General features: G+C 61.1%; 15 protein-coding genes. 7 read left to right on the top strand and 8 right to left on the bottom strand.

All coding sequences use genetic code 11. The annotated features are described in order from the left end of the window. Positions 1–16 precede the first annotated feature (16 nt). Positions 17–1,195: an alpha-D-ribose 1-methylphosphonate 5-triphosphate diphosphatase gene (locus tag J5278_RS13035; protein ID WP_209183361.1), complete on the top strand. Its 1,179-nt coding sequence runs from the start codon at positions 17–19 to the stop codon at positions 1,193–1,195. 19 nt (positions 1,196–1,214) lie between these two features. Here J5278_RS13035 and purN read toward each other — a convergent pair whose 3' ends face one another. Both purN and purM read right to left on the bottom strand, forming a co-directional pair. Further along, complete coding sequence (purN, locus tag J5278_RS13030; RefSeq protein ID WP_209183363.1) at positions 1,215–1,904, bottom strand: phosphoribosylglycinamide formyltransferase; 690 nt, start codon at positions 1,902–1,904, stop codon at positions 1,215–1,217. Beyond that, positions 1,901–2,974 carry a phosphoribosylformylglycinamidine cyclo-ligase gene (purM, locus tag J5278_RS13025; RefSeq protein ID WP_209183365.1) on the bottom strand — a complete coding sequence of 358 codons (1,074 nt, stop codon included), beginning with the start codon at positions 2,972–2,974 and terminating at the stop codon, positions 1,901–1,903. The genes purN and purM overlap by 4 nt, the downstream gene beginning before the upstream one ends. Before the next feature lie 219 nt (positions 2,975–3,193). On the opposite strand from purM, the gene J5278_RS13020 reads away from it, so the two are divergent. The 4 genes from J5278_RS13020 (at position 3,194) to ppx (ending at position 8,837) form a co-directional block, all read left to right on the top strand. Then, entirely contained in the window at positions 3,194–4,324 is a 1,131-nt protein-coding gene (locus J5278_RS13020) for an AI-2E family transporter (protein WP_111220480.1), read from the top strand. A gap of 7 nt (positions 4,325–4,331) precedes the next feature. Beyond that, on the top strand, positions 4,332–5,042 hold the full coding sequence (gene hdaA / locus J5278_RS13015; RefSeq protein ID WP_209183367.1) for a DnaA regulatory inactivator HdaA: 711 nt from the start codon (positions 4,332–4,334) through the stop codon (positions 5,040–5,042). 62 nt (positions 5,043–5,104) lie between these two features. Then, positions 5,105–7,306: an RNA degradosome polyphosphate kinase gene (locus J5278_RS13010; RefSeq protein WP_142829626.1), complete on the top strand. Its 2,202-nt coding sequence runs from the start codon at positions 5,105–5,107 to the stop codon at positions 7,304–7,306. A gap of 10 nt (positions 7,307–7,316) precedes the next feature. Then, positions 7,317–8,837, top strand: a complete 1,521-nt coding sequence (gene ppx, locus J5278_RS13005; protein WP_209183369.1) for an exopolyphosphatase — start codon at positions 7,317–7,319, stop codon at positions 8,835–8,837. A gap of 135 nt (positions 8,838–8,972) precedes the next feature. Here the strand turns inward: ppx and J5278_RS13000 are convergent, their stop codons facing one another. The 5 genes from J5278_RS13000 to J5278_RS12980 all read right to left on the bottom strand — a co-directional run bounded on the left by J5278_RS13000 (position 8,973) and on the right by J5278_RS12980 (position 15,553). Further along, complete coding sequence (locus tag J5278_RS13000; RefSeq protein ID WP_209187380.1) at positions 8,973–10,331, bottom strand: esterase-like activity of phytase family protein; 1,359 nt, start codon at positions 10,329–10,331, stop codon at positions 8,973–8,975. 104 nt (positions 10,332–10,435) lie between these two features. After that, positions 10,436–11,509 carry an adenylate/guanylate cyclase domain-containing protein gene (locus tag J5278_RS12995; protein ID WP_209183373.1) on the bottom strand — a complete coding sequence of 358 codons (1,074 nt, stop codon included), beginning with the start codon at positions 11,507–11,509 and terminating at the stop codon, positions 10,436–10,438. A 93-nt stretch (positions 11,510–11,602) separates the two neighbouring features. After that, positions 11,603–12,748: a ribonuclease D gene (gene rnd, locus J5278_RS12990; RefSeq protein WP_209183375.1), complete on the bottom strand. Its 1,146-nt coding sequence runs from the start codon at positions 12,746–12,748 to the stop codon at positions 11,603–11,605. A gap of 83 nt (positions 12,749–12,831) precedes the next feature. Continuing rightward, positions 12,832–14,223 (bottom strand): multicopper oxidase family protein, encoded by a 1,392-nt coding sequence (locus J5278_RS12985; RefSeq protein ID WP_142829616.1) that lies wholly within the window; start codon positions 14,221–14,223, stop codon positions 12,832–12,834. A 91-nt stretch (positions 14,224–14,314) separates the two neighbouring features. Continuing rightward, on the bottom strand, positions 14,315–15,553 hold the full coding sequence (locus J5278_RS12980) for an MFS transporter (RefSeq protein WP_209183377.1): 1,239 nt from the start codon (positions 15,551–15,553) through the stop codon (positions 14,315–14,317). A 225-nt stretch (positions 15,554–15,778) separates the two neighbouring features. Between J5278_RS12980 and aspS the strand changes: the two genes are divergently transcribed. Next, positions 15,779–17,569, top strand: coding sequence for an aspartate--tRNA ligase (gene aspS / locus J5278_RS12975; protein WP_209183379.1), 1,791 nt, complete (start codon positions 15,779–15,781; stop codon positions 17,567–17,569). A 117-nt stretch (positions 17,570–17,686) separates the two neighbouring features. Here the strand turns inward: aspS and J5278_RS12970 are convergent, their stop codons facing one another. Next, entirely contained in the window at positions 17,687–18,877 is a 1,191-nt protein-coding gene (locus J5278_RS12970; protein ID WP_209183381.1) for a hypothetical protein, read from the bottom strand. A gap of 229 nt (positions 18,878–19,106) precedes the next feature. On the opposite strand from J5278_RS12970, the gene parC reads away from it, so the two are divergent. Beyond that, on the top strand, positions 19,107–21,386 hold the full coding sequence (gene parC, locus J5278_RS12965; protein WP_209183383.1) for a DNA topoisomerase IV subunit A: 2,280 nt from the start codon (positions 19,107–19,109) through the stop codon (positions 21,384–21,386). Positions 21,387–21,388 lie beyond the last annotated feature (2 nt).

Below are 21,388 nucleotides of genomic sequence, written 5' to 3'. Positions count from 1 at the left end.
CGCCAAGGAGGTTCCCATGTGGCTCAACAATTTCAAGCTCGTCCTTGCCGATGAAGTGATCGACAACGGCGCCGTCCGGATCGACGACGGGGCGATTGCCGAGATCAGGGCGGAACCTGTGGCGGAGGCCACCTTCGAGGGCGGCGGGCGGTTGCTGATGCCCGGATTTGTCGACCTGCACGGCGACATGATCGAGCGCGAGATCGCGCCGCGGCCGAATGCGATGATGCCGATCGATTTCGGCATCCACGAACTCGACAAGAAACTGGCAGCCTCCGGCATCACCACGGCCTACGCCGCGCTGTCATTCGCGACCGAGAGCGTCTACGGCCATATCCGCTCGTTGGAAAATACCCGTACCATCATCGAAGGCATCCACCGGCTGAAGGCCGGCCTGCTGGTCGATCACCGCGTCCATGCCCGCTACGAGATCACCAACCTTGCAGCCTCACCGGTGCTTGAAAAGCTTATCGAGGACGATCTCATTGACATGGTATCGCTGACCGACCACACGCCGGGTCAGGGACAGTACAACGACGTCGAAGCCTATAAGGAGCGGATGTCGGCGCAGCGGGGAATTTCGGCAGAGGCAGCGGCCGAAGTCGTCGCCCTTCGCGTGGAACGCCGCAACAACCCCGAGGTTGACAAGCGGCTGCGCGAGATCACCGATCTATCACTGAAGCACCGCATCTCGCTCGCCTCCCATGATGACGACAGTGCTGCCAAAGTCGTCGAGATGAACGGTTTCGGCATCACCATCAGCGAGTTTCCGGTGACGCTAGAAGCTGCAGAGGAAGCCCGTCGGCTCGGGCTGTGGACGCTGATGGGTGCCCCGAATGCGCTGCGTGGCCTGTCGATGATCGGCAACCTCAGTGCGCTCGACGCCGCCCGCGCCGGGCTGCTGACCATCATCGCTGCCGATTATCATCCGGCCGCGTTCCTGTCGGCGACCTTCAAGATTGCCGATGCGCTGGATGGCGACCTTCCTGCAGCCGTCGCAATGGCAAGCCGCAATCCGGCGCGCGCAGCGGGTTTGATGGACCGGGGAGAGATCGCGGTCGGACAGAAGGCGGATCTGATTGCCGTTGAGCCCGGCGACGTGCCGCGCATCCGTGCAACATTCCGCAATGGCCGCGTGGTTTACAGCGACGGCACGCTGCATCCGCTCCATCTGCATCCGGCGCTGGTCGCCTGAAAGCGGGAAAAGCCGCCTGTCAGGCCTTGTCGGGATCGACCAGCAGGCCGATCAGCTTCTTCAGCGCGGGAGGGATCAGCGTTCCGCCGGCCTCGTTGGTGGTGACGGTGACGCCTTTTTCCATCCGCACCTTGCCCTCGGCAATCAGTCTGAGTGCGAGGGGATAGAGCTGGTGCTCGATGGTGAGCACCCTGGCAGCCAGTGTCTGGGCATTATCGTCGACCAGCACCGCGACTGAACCCTGGCCGATGACCGGGCCTTCATCCATGCCTTCGGTGACGAAATGCACGGTACAGCCGACGATCTTCATACCGGCGTCCAGCGCCCGCTGGTGGGTGTTCAGGCCGGGAAACAGTGGCAGGAGGGAGGGGTGGATATTGATGATCCGCCCCTTGTAGCGCTTGATGAAATCACCGGTCAGCAGCCGCATGTAGCCGGCAAGGCAGATGATGTCCGGTTGAAGCTCGTCGAGCCGCTTAAGAATGGCCGCTTCATGGGCTTCCTTGCTTTTGAAGTCGACACGCGGGATGGCGAAGGCCGGGATACCTTCCGCTTGCGCCTTGGCAAGGCCAGCGGCCTCGGCCCGGTCGGAAATGACGCCGACAATTTCGGCAGCATAGTCAGGCGCCTGTGCCGCCTTGATCAGCGACATCATGTTGGAACCGGTGCCGGAGATGAAGATGACGGCGCGTTTGCGCGTTTCGCTCATAGGGCGAGGGTTCCTTTGTACACGGTGCCTGCCGCGCCCTCGGCACGACCGATCATCCGGCCGAGAACGATGACGCTTTCACCTTCAGCCTCGAGGGCTTGCGTAACGCGATCGACATTCTCTTTGGCAACGACGACGATCATGCCGACACCGCAGTTGAAGGTGCGCAGCATCTCGTTCGCCTCGACGCCGCCGGTCTTGGCCAACCACGAGAAGACGGGCGGCACCCTGACGGCGGAAAGATCGATCTCGGCGGCAAGGTTCTTCGGCAGCACGCGCGGTATGTTTTCCGGAAAGCCGCCGCCGGTGATGTGAGCCAGCGCCTTCAGCGCACCGGTCTCGCGGATCGCCTTCAGCAGCGGCTTGACGTAGATGCGGGTCGGCGTCAGCAGCGCCTCGCCGAGAGCCTTTCCCTCTGCAAACGGGGCAGGCGCATCCCATGCTAGGCCGGACAGCGTGACGATCTTGCGCACTAGCGAGAAGCCGTTCGAATGGACGCCGGAGGAGGCAAGTCCGAGAATGACGTCGCCTTCGGTGATGTCGCGCGTCGGCAACAATTGGTGGCGCTCGGCAGCACCGACTGCAAAGCCCGCCAGATCGTAGTCACCGTCGGAATACATGCCCGGCATTTCCGCCGTCTCGCCGCCGAGCAGAGCGCAACCTGCTTCGCGGCAGCCGGCAGCGATACCTTCGACGATGGCGGCTCCCTGGTCGGTGTCGAGCTTGCCGGTCGCAAAATAATCGAGGAAGAACAAGGGCTCTGCGCCCTGAACGACCAGATCGTTGACGCACATGGCGACGAGATCGATGCCGACGGTGTCGTGATAATCGGCGTCGATGGCGATCTTCAACTTGGTGCCGACGCCGTCATTGGCAGCCACCAAAATGGGGTCGGTGAAGCCTGCGGCCTTCAGGTCGAACAGGCCGCCGAAACCGCCGATTTCGCCATCCGCGCCGGGCCGGCGCGTCGAGCGCACCGCGGGCTTGATTTTCTCGACGAGGAGGTTGCCGGCATCTATGTCGACGCCTGCGTCGCTATAAGTAAGGCCGTTTTTTCCCGACTGGCTCATGCTGCGGTCTCCGGTCGGCGCTCTTGCGCCCTGGCAATAGGGTTTTGACCGGGTCGCCATTGCATGGCAAGTCTCTTTATGCAAGGCGTTGGCGATCAAACCCCCGATTTTCACCGACCGTCGCTCGCTCGCGCCATTGCCCCTTATCATCTTGACGCTAGTTGAGCGGCTATCCTATGTGCTAATTCAACGTCACCAGCAGCAAAGATCAGGAATATCATGGAGCAACAACCATCGAGCGTCACCGATCTGAAGCGGCAGGTCTTTTTCTGGCTCGCGATCCTGGCTTTCTTCATTGCCTTCCTTTTCCTGTTCAGCTCGATCCTGCTGCCCTTCATCGCCGGCATGGCCATCGCCTATTTTCTCGATCCGGTCGCCGACTGGCTTGAGCGTCGCGGTCTCAGCCGAACCATGGCGACCCTCGTCATCCTCGTTGTTTTCGTGCTGATCTTTGCGCTGGCGCTGACGATCCTGATCCCCATCATCGTCAACCAGTTCAACGACTTTCTCCAGCATTTGCCCGGCTACGTGGAGCAGTTCCAGCAGTTCATCACCAACACCCAGAACTCGATCGTGCCGCAGTGGATCCGCAATCAGGCAGGCACGATCAAGGACAACATCTCGACGATCATGTCGGATGGCGTCAGCTTCGTTGCCGGACTTTTCGGACAGCTCTGGAGCTCCGGCAAGGCGCTGGTCAACATCGTCTCGCTGATGGTCGTCACGCCCGTCGTTGCCTTCTACATGCTGCTCGATTGGGATCGCATGATCGCCAAGGTCGATGCCTGGATCCCCCGCGAGCATGTCGGTTCCGTCCGCCAGATCGCCCGCGAGATCGACCAGGCAATCGCCGGCTTCATCCGTGGCCAGGGCTCGCTGTGCATCATTCTCGGCGTCTACTACGGCGTCGGCCTGTCGCTGGTCGGCCTGAACTTCGGCCTGCTGATCGGCATGTTCGCGGGGATGATCAGCTTCATTCCCTATGTCGGTTCCTTGGTGGGCCTGTTTCTCGCCGCCGGCGTCGCGCTGGTACAGTTCTGGCCCGACTATCCCTGGATCGCGCTGGTGCTTGCCGTCTTCTTCACGGGCCAGTTTCTCGAGGGGAATATCCTGCAGCCGAAGCTGGTGGGCTCGAGCGTCGGCCTGCATCCGGTCTGGCTGATGTTTGCGCTGTTTGCCTTCAGCATCATGTTCGGCTTTGTCGGACTGTTGATCGCCGTGCCGGCAGCGGCGGCCTGTGGCGTGCTTGTCCGCTTCGCCCTTTCACGGTATCTTGAGAGCGACCTTTACCATGGACGCACGCTGATCCTGCCGGCGCGCAAGGTTATCGACAGCAACATCGAGAAATAAAGCGACCATGAGCGATGTGAGGAAGGCTGATCCGAGGCGCCGCGGCGCCGAGCAGCTGCCGCTGGCATTCGTTCACGATGCCGCCAGCGGCCGCGACGACCTGCGCGTATCCGCACGGCTGCAGGCAGCCGTTGCCATCGTCGACAGCTGGCCCGCCTGGCCGTCGCCTGTGGTCATCCTCGCGGGTCCCGTCGGCTCCGGAAAATCCCACCTTGCAAGCATCTGGCGCGAGCAGAGCGGCGCCGTCGAGATTCACCCCGTCAAGGGGGGCAATGCCGCGCCTGCAGCGGCTTCGGGACCGGTGATCTTCGAGGATGCGGACAGAGTGGGCTTCGACGACACCGAACTCTTCCATGTTATCAACAGCGTCCGCGAAAACCGCACCAGCCTGATGATCACAAGCCGGTTGTGGCCGATCTCCTGGCCGGTAACGCTTCCAGACCTGATCTCGCGTCTCAAGGCGGCAACGACCGTCGAGATCGGCGAGCCCGATGAGGAGTTGCTGTCGCAGGTCATCGTCAAGCTGTTCGCCGACCGCCAGCTTTATATCGATGACAAATTGGTCCTGTATATTGTCGGCCGCATGGAGCGTTCGCTTGGCGCCGCCCAGACCATTGTCGATCGGCTGGATCGCCTGGCGTTGTCTCGCGGTACCCGCATCACGCGAGGACTCGCGTCTGAGGTATTGAATGAATTGGGCAATTTCGATTCAATGTGATTGACTGTGACAGTTTCTTCGTCAAATTGATGTCCAACGCAGATAAACAGGGGCAAGTGCATATGGAGTCTTCAGTCGCAGAACTTCCGGAGGAAGGCGAACCGGAGATCGTTGCGAAGCCGCCGATCAGCGATCTGATGAACAGCCCGGAGCGCTTTATCAACCGCGAGTTTTCGTGGCTGCAGTTCAATCGGCGCGTCCTTGAAGAAACCCTGAACACCGCCCATCCGCTGCTCGAACGCGTCCGCTTCCTGTCTATCTCGGCCGCCAACCTCGACGAATTCTTCATGGTCCGCGTCGCCGGCCTCGAAGGCCAGGTGCGCCAGAACATCGTCGTGCGCAGTCCCGACGGCAAGACCCCTGCCGAGCAGCTGAACGACATCCTGAGGGAGATCGACAACCTGCAGATGGAGCAGCAGGCCTCGCTCGCCGTCCTGCAGCAATACCTTGCCAAGGAAGACATCCTCATCGTCCGATCAGCGGCTCTGTCCGAGGCTGACCGCCAGTGGCTTGCCAACGAATTCGACCAGTCGATCTTTCCCGTTCTGACGCCCCTGTCGATCGACCCGGCCCATCCCTTTCCGTTTATCCCCAATCTCGGTTTCTCCATTGCCCTGCAATTGAACAGCATGCGCGGCCACGAGGCCATGACGGCGCTGCTGCGCCTGCCGCCGGCGCTTGATCGCTTTATCCGTCTGCCGGACGCCAATGGCGTCATTCGCTACATCACGCTCGAGGACGTGGTGAACATCTTCATCCATCGTCTTTATCCGGGCTACGAGGTGCAGGGATCCGGCACATTCCGGCTTATCCGTGACAGCGACATCGAGGTCGAGGAAGAGGCCGAAGACCTGGTGCGGTTTTTCGAAACGGCGCTGAAGCGCCGCCGTCGCGGTTCGGTCATCCGCATCGAAACCGATTCCGAAATGCCTGCCCCGCTGCGACACTTCGTCGTCACGGCGCTCGGTGTTCCGGACAATCGCGTTGCTGTCCTGCCCGGTCTACTGGCGCTGAACACGCTGTCCGAAATCACCAAGGCTCCGCGTGAAGATCTGCGCTACCAACCTTACAATGCCCGCTTCCCGGAGCGCGTGCGCGAGCATGCGGGCGACTGCTTTGCCGCCATCCGCGAGAAGGACATGGTGGTTCACCACCCTTACGAATCCTTCGACGTCGTCGTCCAGTTCCTGATTCAGGCGGCGCGCGACCCGGACGTGCTGGCGATCAAGCAGACGCTATACCGTACCTCCAACGACAGCCCTATCGTACGCGCCCTCATCGACGCTGCCGAAATGGGCAAGTCGGTGACGGCGCTGGTCGAATTGAAAGCCCGCTTCGACGAAGAGGCCAACATCCGCTGGGCGCGCGACCTGGAGCGTGCCGGCGTGCAGGTCGTCTTCGGCTTTATCGAATTGAAGACCCACTCCAAGATGTCGCTGGTCGTCCGTCGCGAGGAGGGCAGGCTGCGCAGCTACTGCCATCTCGGCACCGGCAACTACCATCCGATTACCGCCAAGATCTACACCGACCTGTCCTACTTCACCTGCAACCCGAAGATCGCCCACGACATGGCGAACATCTTCAATTTCATCACCGGCTATGGCGAGCCTGCCGAGAGCATGGAGATCGCGGTTTCGCCCTACACGCTGCGCTCGCGTATCCTCAAGCACATCGAGCAGGAGATCGTCCACGCAGGCGAAGGGCGTCCGGCTGCGATCTGGATGAAGATGAATTCGCTGGTCGATCCAGAGATCATCGATGCGCTCTATCGCGCCAGCTACGCCGGCGTCGAGATCGACCTCGTCATTCGCGGCATCTGCTGCCTCAGGCCCCAGGTGGCCGGGCTTTCCGAGAATATCCGCGTCAAGTCTATCGTCGGCCGCTTCCTCGAGCACAGCCGCATCTTCTGCTTCGGCAACGGCTATCGCCTGCCGTCGGACAAGGCGCTGGTCTACATCGGATCTGCCGATATGATGCAGCGAAATCTCGACCGGCGCGTCGAGACTCTCGTGCCTCTTCTTAACCCTACGGTACACGAGCAGGTTTTGTCGCAGATCATGCTCGGCAACCTGATTGACAACCAGCAGAGCTACGAGATATTGCCCGACGGTACCTCCAGGCGCATGGAAGTGCGCAAGGGGAAAGAGCCGTTCAACGCGCAGCAGTATTTCATGACCAATCCGAGCCTGTCCGGGCGCGGCGAGGCCCTGAAGTCCAGTGCGCCGAAACTCATTGCCGGCCTGTTGTCGCGCCGGAAGTCATAGCTGGAATCGCATGGTGGAATCAGAAGCTCAGGGGCGCCTTCCCGGAATTGCCCCCGTTTCCGTCGTCGACATCGGCTCAAACTCCGTGCGGCTTGTCGTCTATGAAGGCCTGTCGCGTTCGCCGACGATCCTGTTCAACGAAAAGGTCCTCTGCGGCCTCGGCAAGGGTCTTGCCCTGACCGGCAAGATGGACGAGCAGAGCGTGCTGCGCGCGCTGGCGGCGCTGCACCGGTTTCGGGCTCTCTCAGACCAGGCCCGCGCCCGTACAATGTATGTGCTGGCGACAGCGGCTGCTCGCGAGGCCAGCAACGGTCCCAACTTCATCCATCAGGCGGAAACAATTCTGGGCCGCAAGGTGCGCGTGCTGTCGGGCGAGGAAGAGGCGCTTTTCTCCGCCTATGGCATCATCAGCGGTTTCCACGCTGCGGACGGAATTGCCGGTGATCTCGGCGGCGGATCGCTGGAATTGATCGATATCAAGGGAAACAAGTTCGGCCAGGGGATCACCCTGCCGCTCGGCGGATTGCGACTGTCGGAATATGCCGACGGGTCGCTCGCCAAGGCGCATTCCTTTGCCCGCAAGCACGTCCGTACCGCAAAACTGCTGGGCGGTGGCGAAGGACGCACCTTCTATGCGGTCGGCGGCACCTGGCGTAACATTGCCAAGCTGCACATGCAGGTGCGCGATTATCCGCTTCACATGATGCAGGGCTATGAATTGCCGCTCGACGAGATGCTGCGCTTTCTCGATCAGGTGGCCGTCGCCAAGGACAGCAAGGACCCGATCTTCCAGTCCGTCTCGAAGTTTCGGCGCTCGCTGCTGCCCTATGGCGCCATTGCGCTGCAGGAAGTCCTGCTGGCAATGAAGCCGGCGCGCGTCTCCTTCTCGTCGCAGGGCGTGCGCGAGGGCTATCTCTATTCGCTGCTCAACGAGCACGAGCGCCACGCCGACCCTCTGCTGGCCGCTGCCGGAGAACTCGCCATCTTGCGCGCCCGTTCGCCGGAGCACGCGCGGGAGCTTGCGGACTGGACGGGTCGCATGATGCCTTTCTTCGGGGTCAATGAGACCGAGGAAGAAAACCGCTACCGCCAGGCTGCGTGCCTGGTGGCCGACATCAGCTGGCGTGCCCATCCCGACTATCGCGGCCTGCAGGCGCTCAACGTCATCGCCAACTCCTCCTTCGTCGGCATTACCCATGCCGGTCGTGCCTTTCTCGCCCTCACCAGCTATTACCGCTACGAGGGCCTGAGCGACGACAGCGCCACCGGCCCGCTGGCGACGATCGCTACGCCGCTCTTCATCGAGCGTGCCAAGCTGCTCGGCGGCCTTCTGCGCGTCGTTTATCTGTTCTCGGCCTCGATGCCCGGCGTCGTCAGGAACCTCACATTCCAGCGGTCCAAAGATCCGGATGTCGACCTCGACTTCGTCGTTCCCCCGGAATATCGCGATTTTGCCGGCGAGCGCCTCGACGGACGCCTGCAGCAACTGGGCAAACTCACCGGCAAGCGCCTGGCGTTCCGCTTCGAATAGCCCGAGCATCTAACTTCTGCCCTTGCGGGAGAAGTGCCGAGCGAATGCGAGGCGATGAGGGGACGACACTTCCGGACCGTCCCCTCATCTGTCCTTCGGACATCTTCTCCCCGGTGGGGAGAAGGCGGGTTCAACTTACTTCGCGTTCAGGAACTCGCCGACCTCGAGAAGTACGAACTCGTTGTCGTCAGCCTTGCCGAGTGTCCGGCCGGAAGAGAACGGCAGGTTGTTGTCGTTGCCAACGATGATATGGGTCGCATCGACGCGGTCGACATTCTCGATGGTCACGAACGGCATGTCGTAGAAACCTTCGCCGCCGCCCTGGCGCTTCTTGTTGTTTGGGTCGGCGATGTGCATCAAGTCGATATAGCCGATCTTGCGCACGGCCTTTCCGACGTTTTCTTCGGTCATTTCGATCTTGTAGACGCGCTTGTGCTTGGCGGCGACGGCAAAGCAATCGGGCTTTGGCGCCTTCGGATCGGCGCAGACCTTGTCGCCGGTGCCGGCACCGTTGTCGCGTTCGATCACCAGCCCGGTGCTGGCATCGAGCATGTTGAAATCGCCGATCGATTCGCCGCCGGGCGAGAACGGATAGAGCCAGGAACGTCCGGTCCAGTTTTTCGCAGCAACGTCGAGTTCGATGATCCGCAGTGCCGGCTGACCGTCGACCTTCTCCACAGACCCGTCGTCCTGATAGAGCGCGCCTTCCAGCAGAGCATAAAGCTTTGTGCCGTCCGGCGACTTCGCAAGCCCTTCAAAGCCACGCGAGCGAGCGAGATTGAAGGCTGGCAGCTTGAGTGTGGGGTTGGCCGGCAGCGAGATCGTCGGATTGTCGGGGGATTTGACCGGCTTGCCGTTGACGACGGTGGCTATCACGTTGGTCAGTCGGCCCTCGGTGTCGAAATGCAGCATGTAGGGACCGAATTCCTCGCCCGTCCAGAAACCGTCGGCCACGGGCTGGATCGATTCGACGTCGAAATCGGCACCGGTGAGGTAGCGCTTCTCTGCGCCTTCGAGAACGATCGGGAAGGGCGCCTTCTTGTCCGGGTCGGAGAGGAAGACTGTTTTCAGAACCTCGACCTTGCCGCTATGCCAGTCGAATTTGAGGTGGTGATACATTAGCGCTGCATCGCTGGAATTCGCCTTCGAGCCAAATCCGTTGTCGGAGAGGCTCCAGAAGGTGCCGTCCGGCATGGTCTTGATGCCGGAGAAACCCTGCACGGCCTGACCATCGAAGGGCAGCGCGAGATCGGTTTTCACCAAGCCGTCCATGCCGGGGACGCTGCCGAGAACGGTGGCGCGCTTACGGTCGGGAGTGGTGAATTTACCGGCCGTCTTCAGGAAGTCCGGCGCATCGGCAGGCGCTGCAATGATCGTGTTGGCAGGCAGAATGGCCTGTGCGGTCAGGGTTGCCGGAAAGGCCTTTTCCTCGGCGAAAGCCTGAGACGACATCAATAGGGAAAGCGCCACGGAGGCGTAAAGGATTTTGGTCATGATTCTCACCAGTTCCGGTCGGGATTGACGCCCGAGGAGTTACGGCGGGATCGTGTCTGTGAGATTATGCTCGGATTAAGTTTTGATGACAGCGAAGCACAACTTCAGGACGCTTTTCCGAGATTGAGCGAAAGCTGCGATGGCGGGCGCGCAATTCCGTCGCCAAGGTCGGTCAGAGCGACGACCCCGACCTCCCGGCCACGTCCCTTGACCGCGTGGTTGCCGAGATATTCCGCATGGATGCCTTTGGGCAATGTCATGAGGTCGGCAAGGTCGGACGAGATGAGGACATGCCTTTCCAATGTCTTCGAAAGACCCTCGAGGCGGGCAGTGGTGTTCACCGTGTCTCCGAAATAGGTGATCTTGTGACGATCGACGCCGATTTCCGCCGTGATCACCGACCCGCCGTGCAGGGCTGCGCGCAGACGCGGGACCTGGCCGTAGACCTTCAGCCAGACATCCTTGTTCTTCTCGATGTTTGCAAAGATATCGAAAATGCAACGGACGCAGCAGCCGTTCTTGATGCCGCGTTGCAGCGGCCACGTGACGATGGCGGCATCGCCGATGTAATCGTCTATGGCACCGTTATGGCGACGGATCTGTTCGGCGAATGTCCCGAACAGCGAGCCGAGATACTGCTGCGTCCTGAGGTCGCCGTGCTGCTCTGCAAATGCCGTGGAGCCGACCAGATCGATAAACAGAAAGACCCGTTCCTCCGGCACCGGATTACGGTAGCGGCCTGTCAGCAAGCTTATGAAGACATCGCGGCCCAGCAGCTCGCGGACACGCATGATGAAAACCATCAGGGCGGTAACCGACAGCGCATAGACCAGAACCTCGGCGGACAGGATGGTCGCCTCCGCCCAGCTCGTGTTGGTTATGCCCATGATTTTCAGCAGGCTGCCAGAAATCGCATAGCCGACGCTGATGAGCGCAAGGTCGATCAGCAGCGCGATGGGAATATAGGCCGGTGTCGGCAGCCGATGGACGCGATAGTAAAGACCGGGCAGCACCAGTCCACGCTCAAAGACCAGCACAGGCATGCCGGTCGTCAGGGCAAAGATGGCTCCGATATAGAAGTGCGATTCGGGATAGAAAGCCGCGCCGTAAAAAACACCGGACAACGCAACGACGGCAGCGATAGCAAGCCAGTTCAACGCCGTGGGCAGAGTTCGCATGGTTCGTTCCGACAGGCAGATGACAGACGTCTGCCGTTATTGATCCCGCCCAACTGCTGCGGTCAAGCCTTTTCGGTCCGAAGACGGTTCCCGCTAGATGGCGATCGTCTCCACCTTCTTGTCTACAAACCGCAGCGCGACCTCGCCCTTGATGAGTTTCAGCGCGGTATCGCCGAACAAGTCTCGACGCCAGCCGGAAAGGGCCGGTACGTCGGCCTTGTCGCCTTCTGCAGCGATCCGTTCGATGTCTTCGCTGTTGGCGATCACCTTAGGCGCCACGGCGTTCTTTTCCGCAATCAGCTTCAAAAGCACCTTGAGCAACTCGGCAGCGGCAGCGGTCCCTTCCGGGGCCTGCGTATGGCGCGGAACATGCGGCATGTCGGCCTTCGGCATGTCCAGAGCGGCGTTGATAGCCTCCAGCACTGCGCCGCCGGCCGATGAGCGTTCCCAGCCCTTCGGAACGGTGCGCAGGCGGCCGAATGCCTCCACGTCACGCGGCTGCTGCTGGGCGATCTCGTAGATCGCATCGTCCTTCAGCACCCGCGAGCGCGGCACATTGCGGCTGCGGGCCTCGCGCTCGCGCCAGGCGGCGACGTATTTCAGCACGGCCAGTTCCTGCGGCTTGCGCAGCCGCATCTTCAGCCGCTGCCACGCATCGTCCGGATGCAGGTCATAGGTGTCGCGCGATTCGAGGATCGCCATTTCCTCAGCAAGCCAGGAGGCGCGGCCTTCGCGTTCCAGTTCGTCACGCAGGAAAATATAGACGTCGCGCAGGTGGGTAACGTCGGCAAGCGCGTAGTCGAGCTGCTTTTCCGTCAACGGACGGTGTGTCCAGTCGGTAAAGCGCGAGGTCTTGTCGATCTGGATATTCTTGATACGGCTGACAAGCTGGTCATAGGAGACCGAGTCGCCGAAGCCGCAGACCATCGCAGCAATCTGCGTGTCGAACACCGGATGCGGGATCAGGTTTCCGCGATTGTAGATGATTTCGATGTCCTGGCGCGAGGCATGGAATACCTTCAGCACCGAGGTGTCGGCCATCAGCGCGAAAAACGGCGCAAGATCGATGCCGGGCGCCAACGGATCGACAATGACCTCGGTTGTCGGGCTCGCCATCTGTATCAGGCAAAGCACCGGCCAGAAGGTCGTCTCGCGAAGAAATTCGGTATCGATGGTGATGAATTCTGACTTGGCCAGCTCTTGGCAGGCCGCCTCTAATTCGGCGGAAGTTACGATCATTTGGACACATTCATACGAAATTAGTTCTTGAACCTTCCTTTCCCTTTCGCTTCGATATGTCAATAAGCTGACGAGCCCGAAGGCTAAACGACCCGCAGATAGCTGGTCATGCCAGTCTTTTGATGCTCGATGATGTGACAATGCAGCAGCCAGTCGCCGGGATTGTCTGCGACGAAGCCAAGCTGGACCTTTTCGTTCGGCTGAATGAGATAGGTGTCGGAGACGAATGGCTGGACAGCGCCGGTTGTCGAGGAAAGCACCGTGAAGCTCATCCCGTGAAGGTGTATGGGATGGGAGTGCGGCGTCAGGTTTTCCATGTCGAACACATAGCTCTTGCCAAGCTTCAGTTCCGCCAGCGGCGCCGTCGGGTCCGGCGTGTCGCCCGGCCATGGCACCTTGTTGATGGCCCAGAAACTGTAGCCGAGCGAGCCGCAGATGCTGTCGGTCGACGTATCCTCCGCCGTCGCGCTGAGGATGATCGGGATATGCTCCGCGGCCCCGACATCGGCCTTGGCCACCGGGTTTGCGGCCAGCGGCGCCAGATCGCCCATGTCGCGCTTGAGCGAGCTACCGACCGCCTTCAGCGTCGCCAGCGTCTTCGGGCTGGTACCATGGATATCCTCAAGCGTGACAAGCGCCCCTTCGCTGTCCGGCATGCGGATGGCCAGTTCCAGCCGCTGGCCCGGCCCGAGTTGCAGCACGTCGAGAGGAAAGCGCTTTGGCACCGGGTTGCCGTCGATGGCGATGACTGCAGCCTCTGCGCCAGCGATCTTGAAGGAAAATATCCGCGTCACGTCGGTAATCGCCAGCCGCAGCCTGACGAGGCCGCCGGCGGGCGCGTCGTATTGCGGTTCGATCTGCCAGTTGGCCGAACGTACCGTGCCGTAGGTTCCGGACCGTGCCGAGTCGCGCGGCTTGAACTGGGCGATGAACTGTCCGTCGCCACCAAGCCGCCAGTCGCGCAGGTTGACGACGATCTCGGCATCGAATTGCGGATCCTTCGGATTATCGACGACGATCACCCCGGTCATGCCGTGGCCCATCTGGATCAGAGTGTTGCAATGGGGATGATACCAGAAGGTGCCCGCATCCGGCGGCGTGAAGGCATATTCGAATTTTTCGCCGGTATAGACATAGGGCTGTGTCAGGAATGGCACCCCGTCCATCGCATTGGGGATACGCATGCCGTGCCAGTGGATGGTCGTCGGCTCGTCGATGCCGTTGATCAGTCTTGCGGCAAAGGGTTCGCCCTGGCGCATGCGCAACACCGGCGGCATGCCATCGGCGCCATAAGTCAGCACGTCCCTGGTCATCTCGGTGCCGGTGATGTTGGCCTGGATCTTGTTTGATTTCAAGATAACCGGTTCCGGCGCTGCCTGGGCACGTCCGAAGCGACCCGCCAGACCCATGCCGACACCGTAAACGCCGGCTACGGCTGAAGCCTTGATGAGATTGCGGCGGGTGAAAACGGCCATGCTATGCTCCGGACGGGGTCTAACCGGTCCTGTTTAAAGTTGAGCGCACTATTCAGCAATAGCACCTGTTTGGCCAAACTGCCGCAGTCACCTATTGTTTATCGCGCTCGGAAGGCGGCGTGGCGAGCTTGTTGAAATAGGTCGAGGTCCGCAGCAGATTGCGAAACCGCATGCCGCGCCGCTCCGTCGGCACGCCCTCGCGCACCGTCATCCGCTGCAGTGTGTAGAGCATGAAGAAAAATAGCACGGCGGCCATGTAAATAAACAGCACGCGCGGGCCGAACCTGTCGAGCATGAAGGCTGCAAACATCGGCCCGACGATGGCGCCTACCGACCAGAAAAACAGCGTGCCTGCCGAGACCAGGGCATGTTGGCCCTTGGCGGCGTGATCGTTGGCGTGGGCCGAGCAGAGCGAGTAAAGCGGCATGCAGAAGGCGCCGAACATGAAGATGCCGACGAAATTGCGCCATTCGCTGCTGCCCGCGACAAGCGCCAGGAACAGGCAGCCGATCAGCGCGCCAACGGACGAGACGAGGATGATGAGCCGCCGGTCGAGCCTGTCGGAATAGGCTCCGAGCGGATATTGCAGCACGATGCCGGCAAAGATCCCGACGCTCATGAAGGTTGCGATCCCCGTCACCGACAGGCCGATGCCCTGCGCATAGACCGGACCCAGCGAGCGGAACACCGAGTTCGTCAGCCCGACGACGACACAGCCGACAGTGGCGAGCGGCGATATCCGCCATAGCGTCTTGATATCGAAGCGGATGGCCTCAGGTGCGCCCGGGCTCGAGCGGTCGGCAAAGGAGATCGGTACGAGCGACAGGCTGAGCGCCATCGATATGATGGCAAACAGCTGGAACCCGTCGATGCCGACGGACGGGATCAGGTATTGCGCCAGCGTCACCGAGCCCAGGTCGACGAAACGGTAGACCGACAGCGTCCGAGCCCGGTTGGAGTTGGTCACGCGGGCGTTCAGCCAGCTTTCCACAACGGCAAAAAGCCCTGCAAAACACAGGCCCTGCACGAGCCGCATGCTGAACCAGAACCATGGCACGATCAGCAGCACCATGGCGATCGAGGCGGCCGATGCGATTGCGGCCAGCGCAGAGAAGGCGCGGATATGGCCGATAGAGCGGATGATGCGGGTGACATAGACGCAGCCGATGGCAAAGCCGATATTGTAGCCGGTGCCGACGAGCCCGATGGTCGAGGCCGAAAACCCCTCGTGCAGGGCGCGCAGCGAAATGAACGTCGCCTGCAGGCCGTTGCCACCGATCAGGATACCGGCCGTGACGAGCAAGGGAATAAGGGGTCGGATCTGGCTCATCGGGGAGGGCCTGCAAACGAATCGAACCATGACCGCGAGCGGCCCGGCAACATGGCTGTCTTTCTAGGCGGGGTTTGGCTATAAAGACAACCTCAAACGCGACGAGGCGTGGCAAGTCTTGACAAATGAGGCAGGCCATGCGCTTTTCCGCCCGATTTTCTCGACGGGGAGATCGCGGCATTTCGACCGCTTCTGCCACCGTCCGCCAAGCCCAGGAATGATAAAATGCATCGCTATCGCAGCCATACATGCGCCGCTCTCAGCAAGTCCGACGTCGGGTCGACCGTGCGCATCTCCGGCTGGGTCCACCGCGTCCGCGACCACGGCGGCCTGCTGTTCATCGACCTTCGCGACCACTATGGAATGACTCAGATCGTTGTCGATCCGGATTCACCTGCCTTCAAACAGGCTGAACTGGTCCGCGGCGAATGGGTCATCCGCGTCGATGGCCTCGTCAAGGCACGCACCGAGGACACCGTCAACAAGACGATGCCGACAGGCGAGATCGAGCTCTACGCACAGGAGATCGAGATCCTGTCCGTCGCCAAGGAACTGCCGCTGCCAGTGTTCGGCGAGCCCGATTATCCGGAAGACGTGCGTCTGAAGTACCGCTTCCTCGACCTTCGCCGCGAGACGCTGCACAAGAACATCGTCAAGCGCAGCCAGATCATCTCCGACATCCGCAACCGCATGACGTCGGCCGGCTTCGGCGAATACACGACGCCAATCCTGACGGCCTCGTCGCCGGAGGGCGCGCGCGACTTTCTGGTTCCGTCACGCATCCATCCCGGCACGTTCTTCGCGCTGCCGCAGGCGCCGCAGCAGTACAAGCAGCTGTTGATGGTGGCCGGCTTCGACCGCTACTTCCAGATCGCGCCCTGCTTCCGCGACGAAGACCCGCGCGCCGACCGCCTGCCGGGCGAATTCTACCAGCTCGACATGGAAATGAGCTTCGTCACCCAGGAAGATGTCTGGGACACGATGGCGCCGATCATGACATCCGTCTTCGAGCAGTTTGCTGAAGGCAAGCCCGTCACCAAGGACTGGCCGCGCATTCCCTACGATGTGTCTATCCGCAAGTATGGTTCCGACAAGCCCGACCTGCGCAACCCGATCGAGATGCAGGCCGTCACCGAGCATTTCGCCGGCTCCGGTTTCAAGGTTTTCGCTGGCATGATCGCGTCGAACCCCAAGGTTGAAGTCTGGGCGATCCCGGCCAAGACCGGTGGCTCGCGCGCATTCTGCGACCGCATGAACGTCTGGGCCCAGTCGCTCGGCCAACCGGGCCTCGGCTACATCTTCTGGAAGGAAGAAGACGGCAAGATCGTTGGATCCGGCCCGCTTGCCAAGAACATCGGCGAGGAGCGCACCGAAGCGTTGCGCATCCAGCTGGGCCTGGAAGCCGGCGACGCCAGCTTCTTCGTCGCCGGCGAACCGGCCAAGTTCTACAAGTTTGCAGGCGAGGCGCGTACCAAGGCTGGCGAAGACCTGAACCTCGTCGACCGCGACCGCTTCGAGCTGTGCTGGATCATCGACTTCCCGTTCTACGAATGGAGCGAGGAAGAAAAGAAGATCGACTTCGCGCACAACCCGTTCTCGATGCCGCAGGGTGGCCTCGAGGCGCTGCAGACGCAGGATCCGCTGTCGCTGAAGGCCTACCAGTACGACGCCGTCTGCAACGGTTTCGAGATCGCCTCGGGCTCGATCCGTAACCAGTCGCCGGAAGCCATGGTCAAGGCCTTCGAACTGGTCGGCCTCAGCCAGACCGATGTCGAGGAACGTTTCGGTGGCATGTACCGTGCATTCCAGTACGGCGCCCCTCCGCACGGCGGTTGCGCCTTCGGTATCGATCGCGTCGTGATGCTGCTGCTGGGTGCGAAGAACCTCCGCGAAATCACGCTGTTCCCGATGAACCAGCAGGCCCAGGACCTGCTGATGAACGCGCCTTCGTCGGCAGCACCGAAGCAGCTCATGGAGCTGTCCCTGCGCGTTATCCCGCCGATGAAGAAGGACTGATCTCGGTCTTCAGAGCGTTGCAAATTGGAACCCGGTGGCGAAAGCTGCCGGGTTTTTTGCAACAAAAAACCCGGCGATACAATCGCCGGGTTGCATTCAGGCAATCGACACTGACGATCAATCGTTCGCTGATACCTTCAGCCCGATGACCTTCGGGATGGTGTTCGGGGCCCCCATGGCGGCGCCGACGATCATCGGGAAGGGGACCGGCTTCTCCGGGGAGGCATTCAGCGTAAAGCTCTGCGGATTGTCGAGGTAGCTGTTGATCGCGGCGGATACCGAGTTCTGCAGTTCCGGGATGTTCAACTGCGCTAGCATGATTGGCGCCAGGCCCTTCAGCGTGTTGGCCATCTGGGCGCCAGAGACGTTTTGCGTCGAACCGGCATAATCCAGCAGGCGCTTGGTGATGGAGGCGTCCTTGAAGTGGATCTCGGCGCTGTCAAGCGTCAGCTGCTGCATCAGCCCCATCATGGCAAGGCCGGTGGCCTGCTGGGCTGCCTGCTTGTCAGGGTTTGCCTGCGCAGCCTTTGCGGCCTCCTGCAGCGATTTCATGAATTCCATCGTGTAGCCGGAGATCGCCAGCGACAGGTCGAGGCGGCCGATATTGTCGAGGTCGAGGCCGAGATCTTCCACTGTGACGGTGCCGGGCTTGATATCCCAGCTGCCCTTCATCGTCAGGGCGCCGGAAACGTGCTGCAGGGCAAGTTTGTTGATGGTGTCCTGCGATGCCGGGTCCTTGACGTCTGACAGGTCCGCCTTGATGGCGTTGACGTTGCCCGTAAATTCGAAACCGGAATCGTCATGGGTCGGCGTCAGCGCGAAATCCATGTCCTTAACCGACAAGACTTCCTTGCCTTCCTTGGTGACCGCCAGCGGACCCGTATGGGCTTTGGAATAGAGCAGCATTCCGTCGATGCCTTCGGCATTGGCGTCGCCCGGCACTGTTACTCCACCCAGGAACATGTCGCTTGCGGTGTAGGTCACGCCCTCGTTGGTCACCGAAATATCCGGAAACGTCACTTTGTCGATAGCGTAGCCGCCGTCACTTTCTTCCGTGACATCGCTCATCGTCACCTTGCCGAGGGGAACGCCCTGGCCGCCGGACAGCGGCTTGAACGAAGCGCCCTTGAGCGTCACCGTCGTGTCGTCGACATCGACGCTGTCAGCTGCAAGACTGACGCCCTGGATAGCGTAGGCAGCGTTCATCTTCTTCAGCAGATCGTTGCCATCGAGAGCGAAGGCCGAGCTTGCGAGCGAAAGAATGGCGGCGCTGGACAGCATCAGCCGGGTTGTCCGGTAAAAAGTCATGTCGGGCTTTTCCTCATTGGCCAAGTGACAAATAGATATGCAGTGTAGACGTATGAAGCCGGGTTTGTATCGCCCGTGTCTAAAATTCTGGTGAATTGCAATAGGGAAATGCGCTCCAAGTCTCTTCACTGTTGCATTGCGGTCAATCTAGGGCGCTGTGCGGCTTAATCCACAGGCTGATACCCCTGTATTCCTTGCCGGACATCAGCTTCTCCGCTAGGCAAAGCCTATGGGACAAGAGATTTTGCCGCCTTCTGGCGGGGGCGATGACAGTATTCTGCCGATTGATCTGAAGGCGGCGCTCGAGGAGCGTTACCTTGCCTATGCGCTGTCGACGATCATGCACCGGGCGCTGCCTGACGTGCGCGATGGCCTGAAGCCCGTCCATCGCCGCATCATCCACGCGATGAGCGAAATGGGCATCCGCGCCAACTCGTCGTTCAAGAAAAGCGCCCGCATCGTCGGTGACGTCATCGGTAAGTTCCACCCGCACGGCGACCAGTCTGTCTACGACGCTCTCGTCCGTCTGGCCCAGGATTTCTCGCAGCGCTATCCCATCGTCGATGGCCAGGGCAACTTCGGCAACATCGACGGCGATAGTGCCGCCGCCTATCGATACACCGAAGCCCGCATGACCGATGTTGCGACGCTGCTGCTCGAAGGCATCGACCAGGACGCAGTCGACTTCCGTCCGACCTACAACGAGGAAGACAGCGAGCCGGTCGTCATGCCCGGCGCCTTCCCGAACCTGCTCGCCAACGGCACGTCGGGCATTGCCGTCGGCATGGCGACATCCATCCCGCCGCACAACGCCCATGAGCTCTGCGACGCAGCATTGCACCTGATCAAGCATCCGGATGCCACGGTCGAAGACCTGATGGCCGATCCGAACAATCGCGAGAAGGGTGGCATAGAGGGTCCCGACCTTCCGACCGGCGGTATCATCATCGACAGCCGCGAAAGCATCGTCGAGGCCTACAAGACGGGGCGCGGCGGTTTTCGCGTTCGCGCCAAATGGGCGGTCGAGGATCTCGGTCGTGGCGGCTACCAGATCGTCGTCACCGAAATTCCGTTCCAGGTGCAGAAGTCGCGTCTGATCGAAAAGCTGGCCGAGCTGCTCAACGCCCGCCGCCTGCCGCTGCTGGAAGACGTGCGCGACGAATCCGCCGAGGATGTCCGGCTCATCCTGGTGCCGAAGAGCCGCACGGTCGACCCGACGATCCTGATGGAATCGATCTTCAAGCTTTCCGAGCTCGAAAATCGTATTCCGCTCAACATGAACGTCCTCTCCATGGGGCGCATTCCGCGCGTCATGGCGCTGAACGAAGTCCTGCTGGAATGGCTCGCCCACCGCAAGGACGTGCTGATCCGTCGCTCGAAGTTCCGGCTCGCAGCGATCGATCGCCGGCTCGAAATCCTCGGCGGCCTGCTGATTGCCTATCTCAACCTCGACGAGGTGATCCGGATCATCCGCGAGGAGGACGAACCGAAGCCAGCCTTGATCGCGCGCTTCGGCGTTACCGACATCCAGGCCGAAGCCATCCTCAACATGCGGCTGCGCAACTTGCGTAAGCTCGAGGAGTTCGAGATCCGCACGGAATTCGACGCCCTGTCTAAGGAGAAGGCTGAGATCGAGGCGCTGCTTGCCTCCGACGAAAAGCTCTGGGCGACTATTGCCTGGGAGATCGGCGAGGTCCGCAAGAAATACGCCAAGGCCACAAAGCTCGGCGCTCGTCGTACGGTTTTCGCCGATGCACCTGAAACAGATCTTGAAGTCATCCAGCAGGCGATGATCGAGAAAGAGCCCGTCACTGTCGTTATCTCGGAAAAGGGCTGGATCCGGGCGCTGAAGGGTCATATCTCCGACACGTCAACGCTGACCTTCAAGGAAGGCGATGCGCTGCGCCTGGCGTTCCCGGCCCAGACCACCGACAAGCTGCTGATCGTCACGACCGGCGGCAAGGCCTACACGCTCGGCGCCGACAAGCTGCCCGGCGGTCGCGGCCACGGCGAACCGCTGCGTCTCATCGTCGAGATGGAAAACGACCAGGACGTACTGACCGCCTTCATTCATGATCCACATCGCAAGCTGTTGATCGTCTCGACCGAGGGCAACGGCTTTATCGTTCCGGAAGCGGAGATGGCTGCCAACACCCGCAAGGGCAAGCAGATCATGAATGTATCGATGCCGGCAGAGGCCAAGCTGCTGGTGCCGGTCAAGGGCGATCATCTTGCAGTCGTCGGCGAAAACCGCAAGATGGTGGTCTTCCCGCTGGCGCAGATCCCCGAAATGTCGCGCGGCAAGGGCGTACGCCTGCAGCGCTACAAGGATGGCGGCATTTCCGATGTCCGTTGCTTCAGCCTTGCCGATGGGCTGACCTGGGCAGACAGTGCCGGCCGCAGCTTCATGAGATCGAAGGACGACCTGATCGAATGGCTCGGCGACCGCGGCGCTGCAGGCAGAGCCGTACCGAAGGGCTTCCCCCGTAGCGGTAAATTCTCGGGCTAGCG

This window comes from Rhizobium sp. B21/90, from assembly GCF_019355815.1.
GTDB lineage: Bacteria > Pseudomonadota > Alphaproteobacteria > Rhizobiales > Rhizobiaceae > Rhizobium > Rhizobium rhododendri.
Note: the sequence above shows the minus strand (reverse complement) of the source record. Positions and strands in the feature narration are given on the sequence as shown.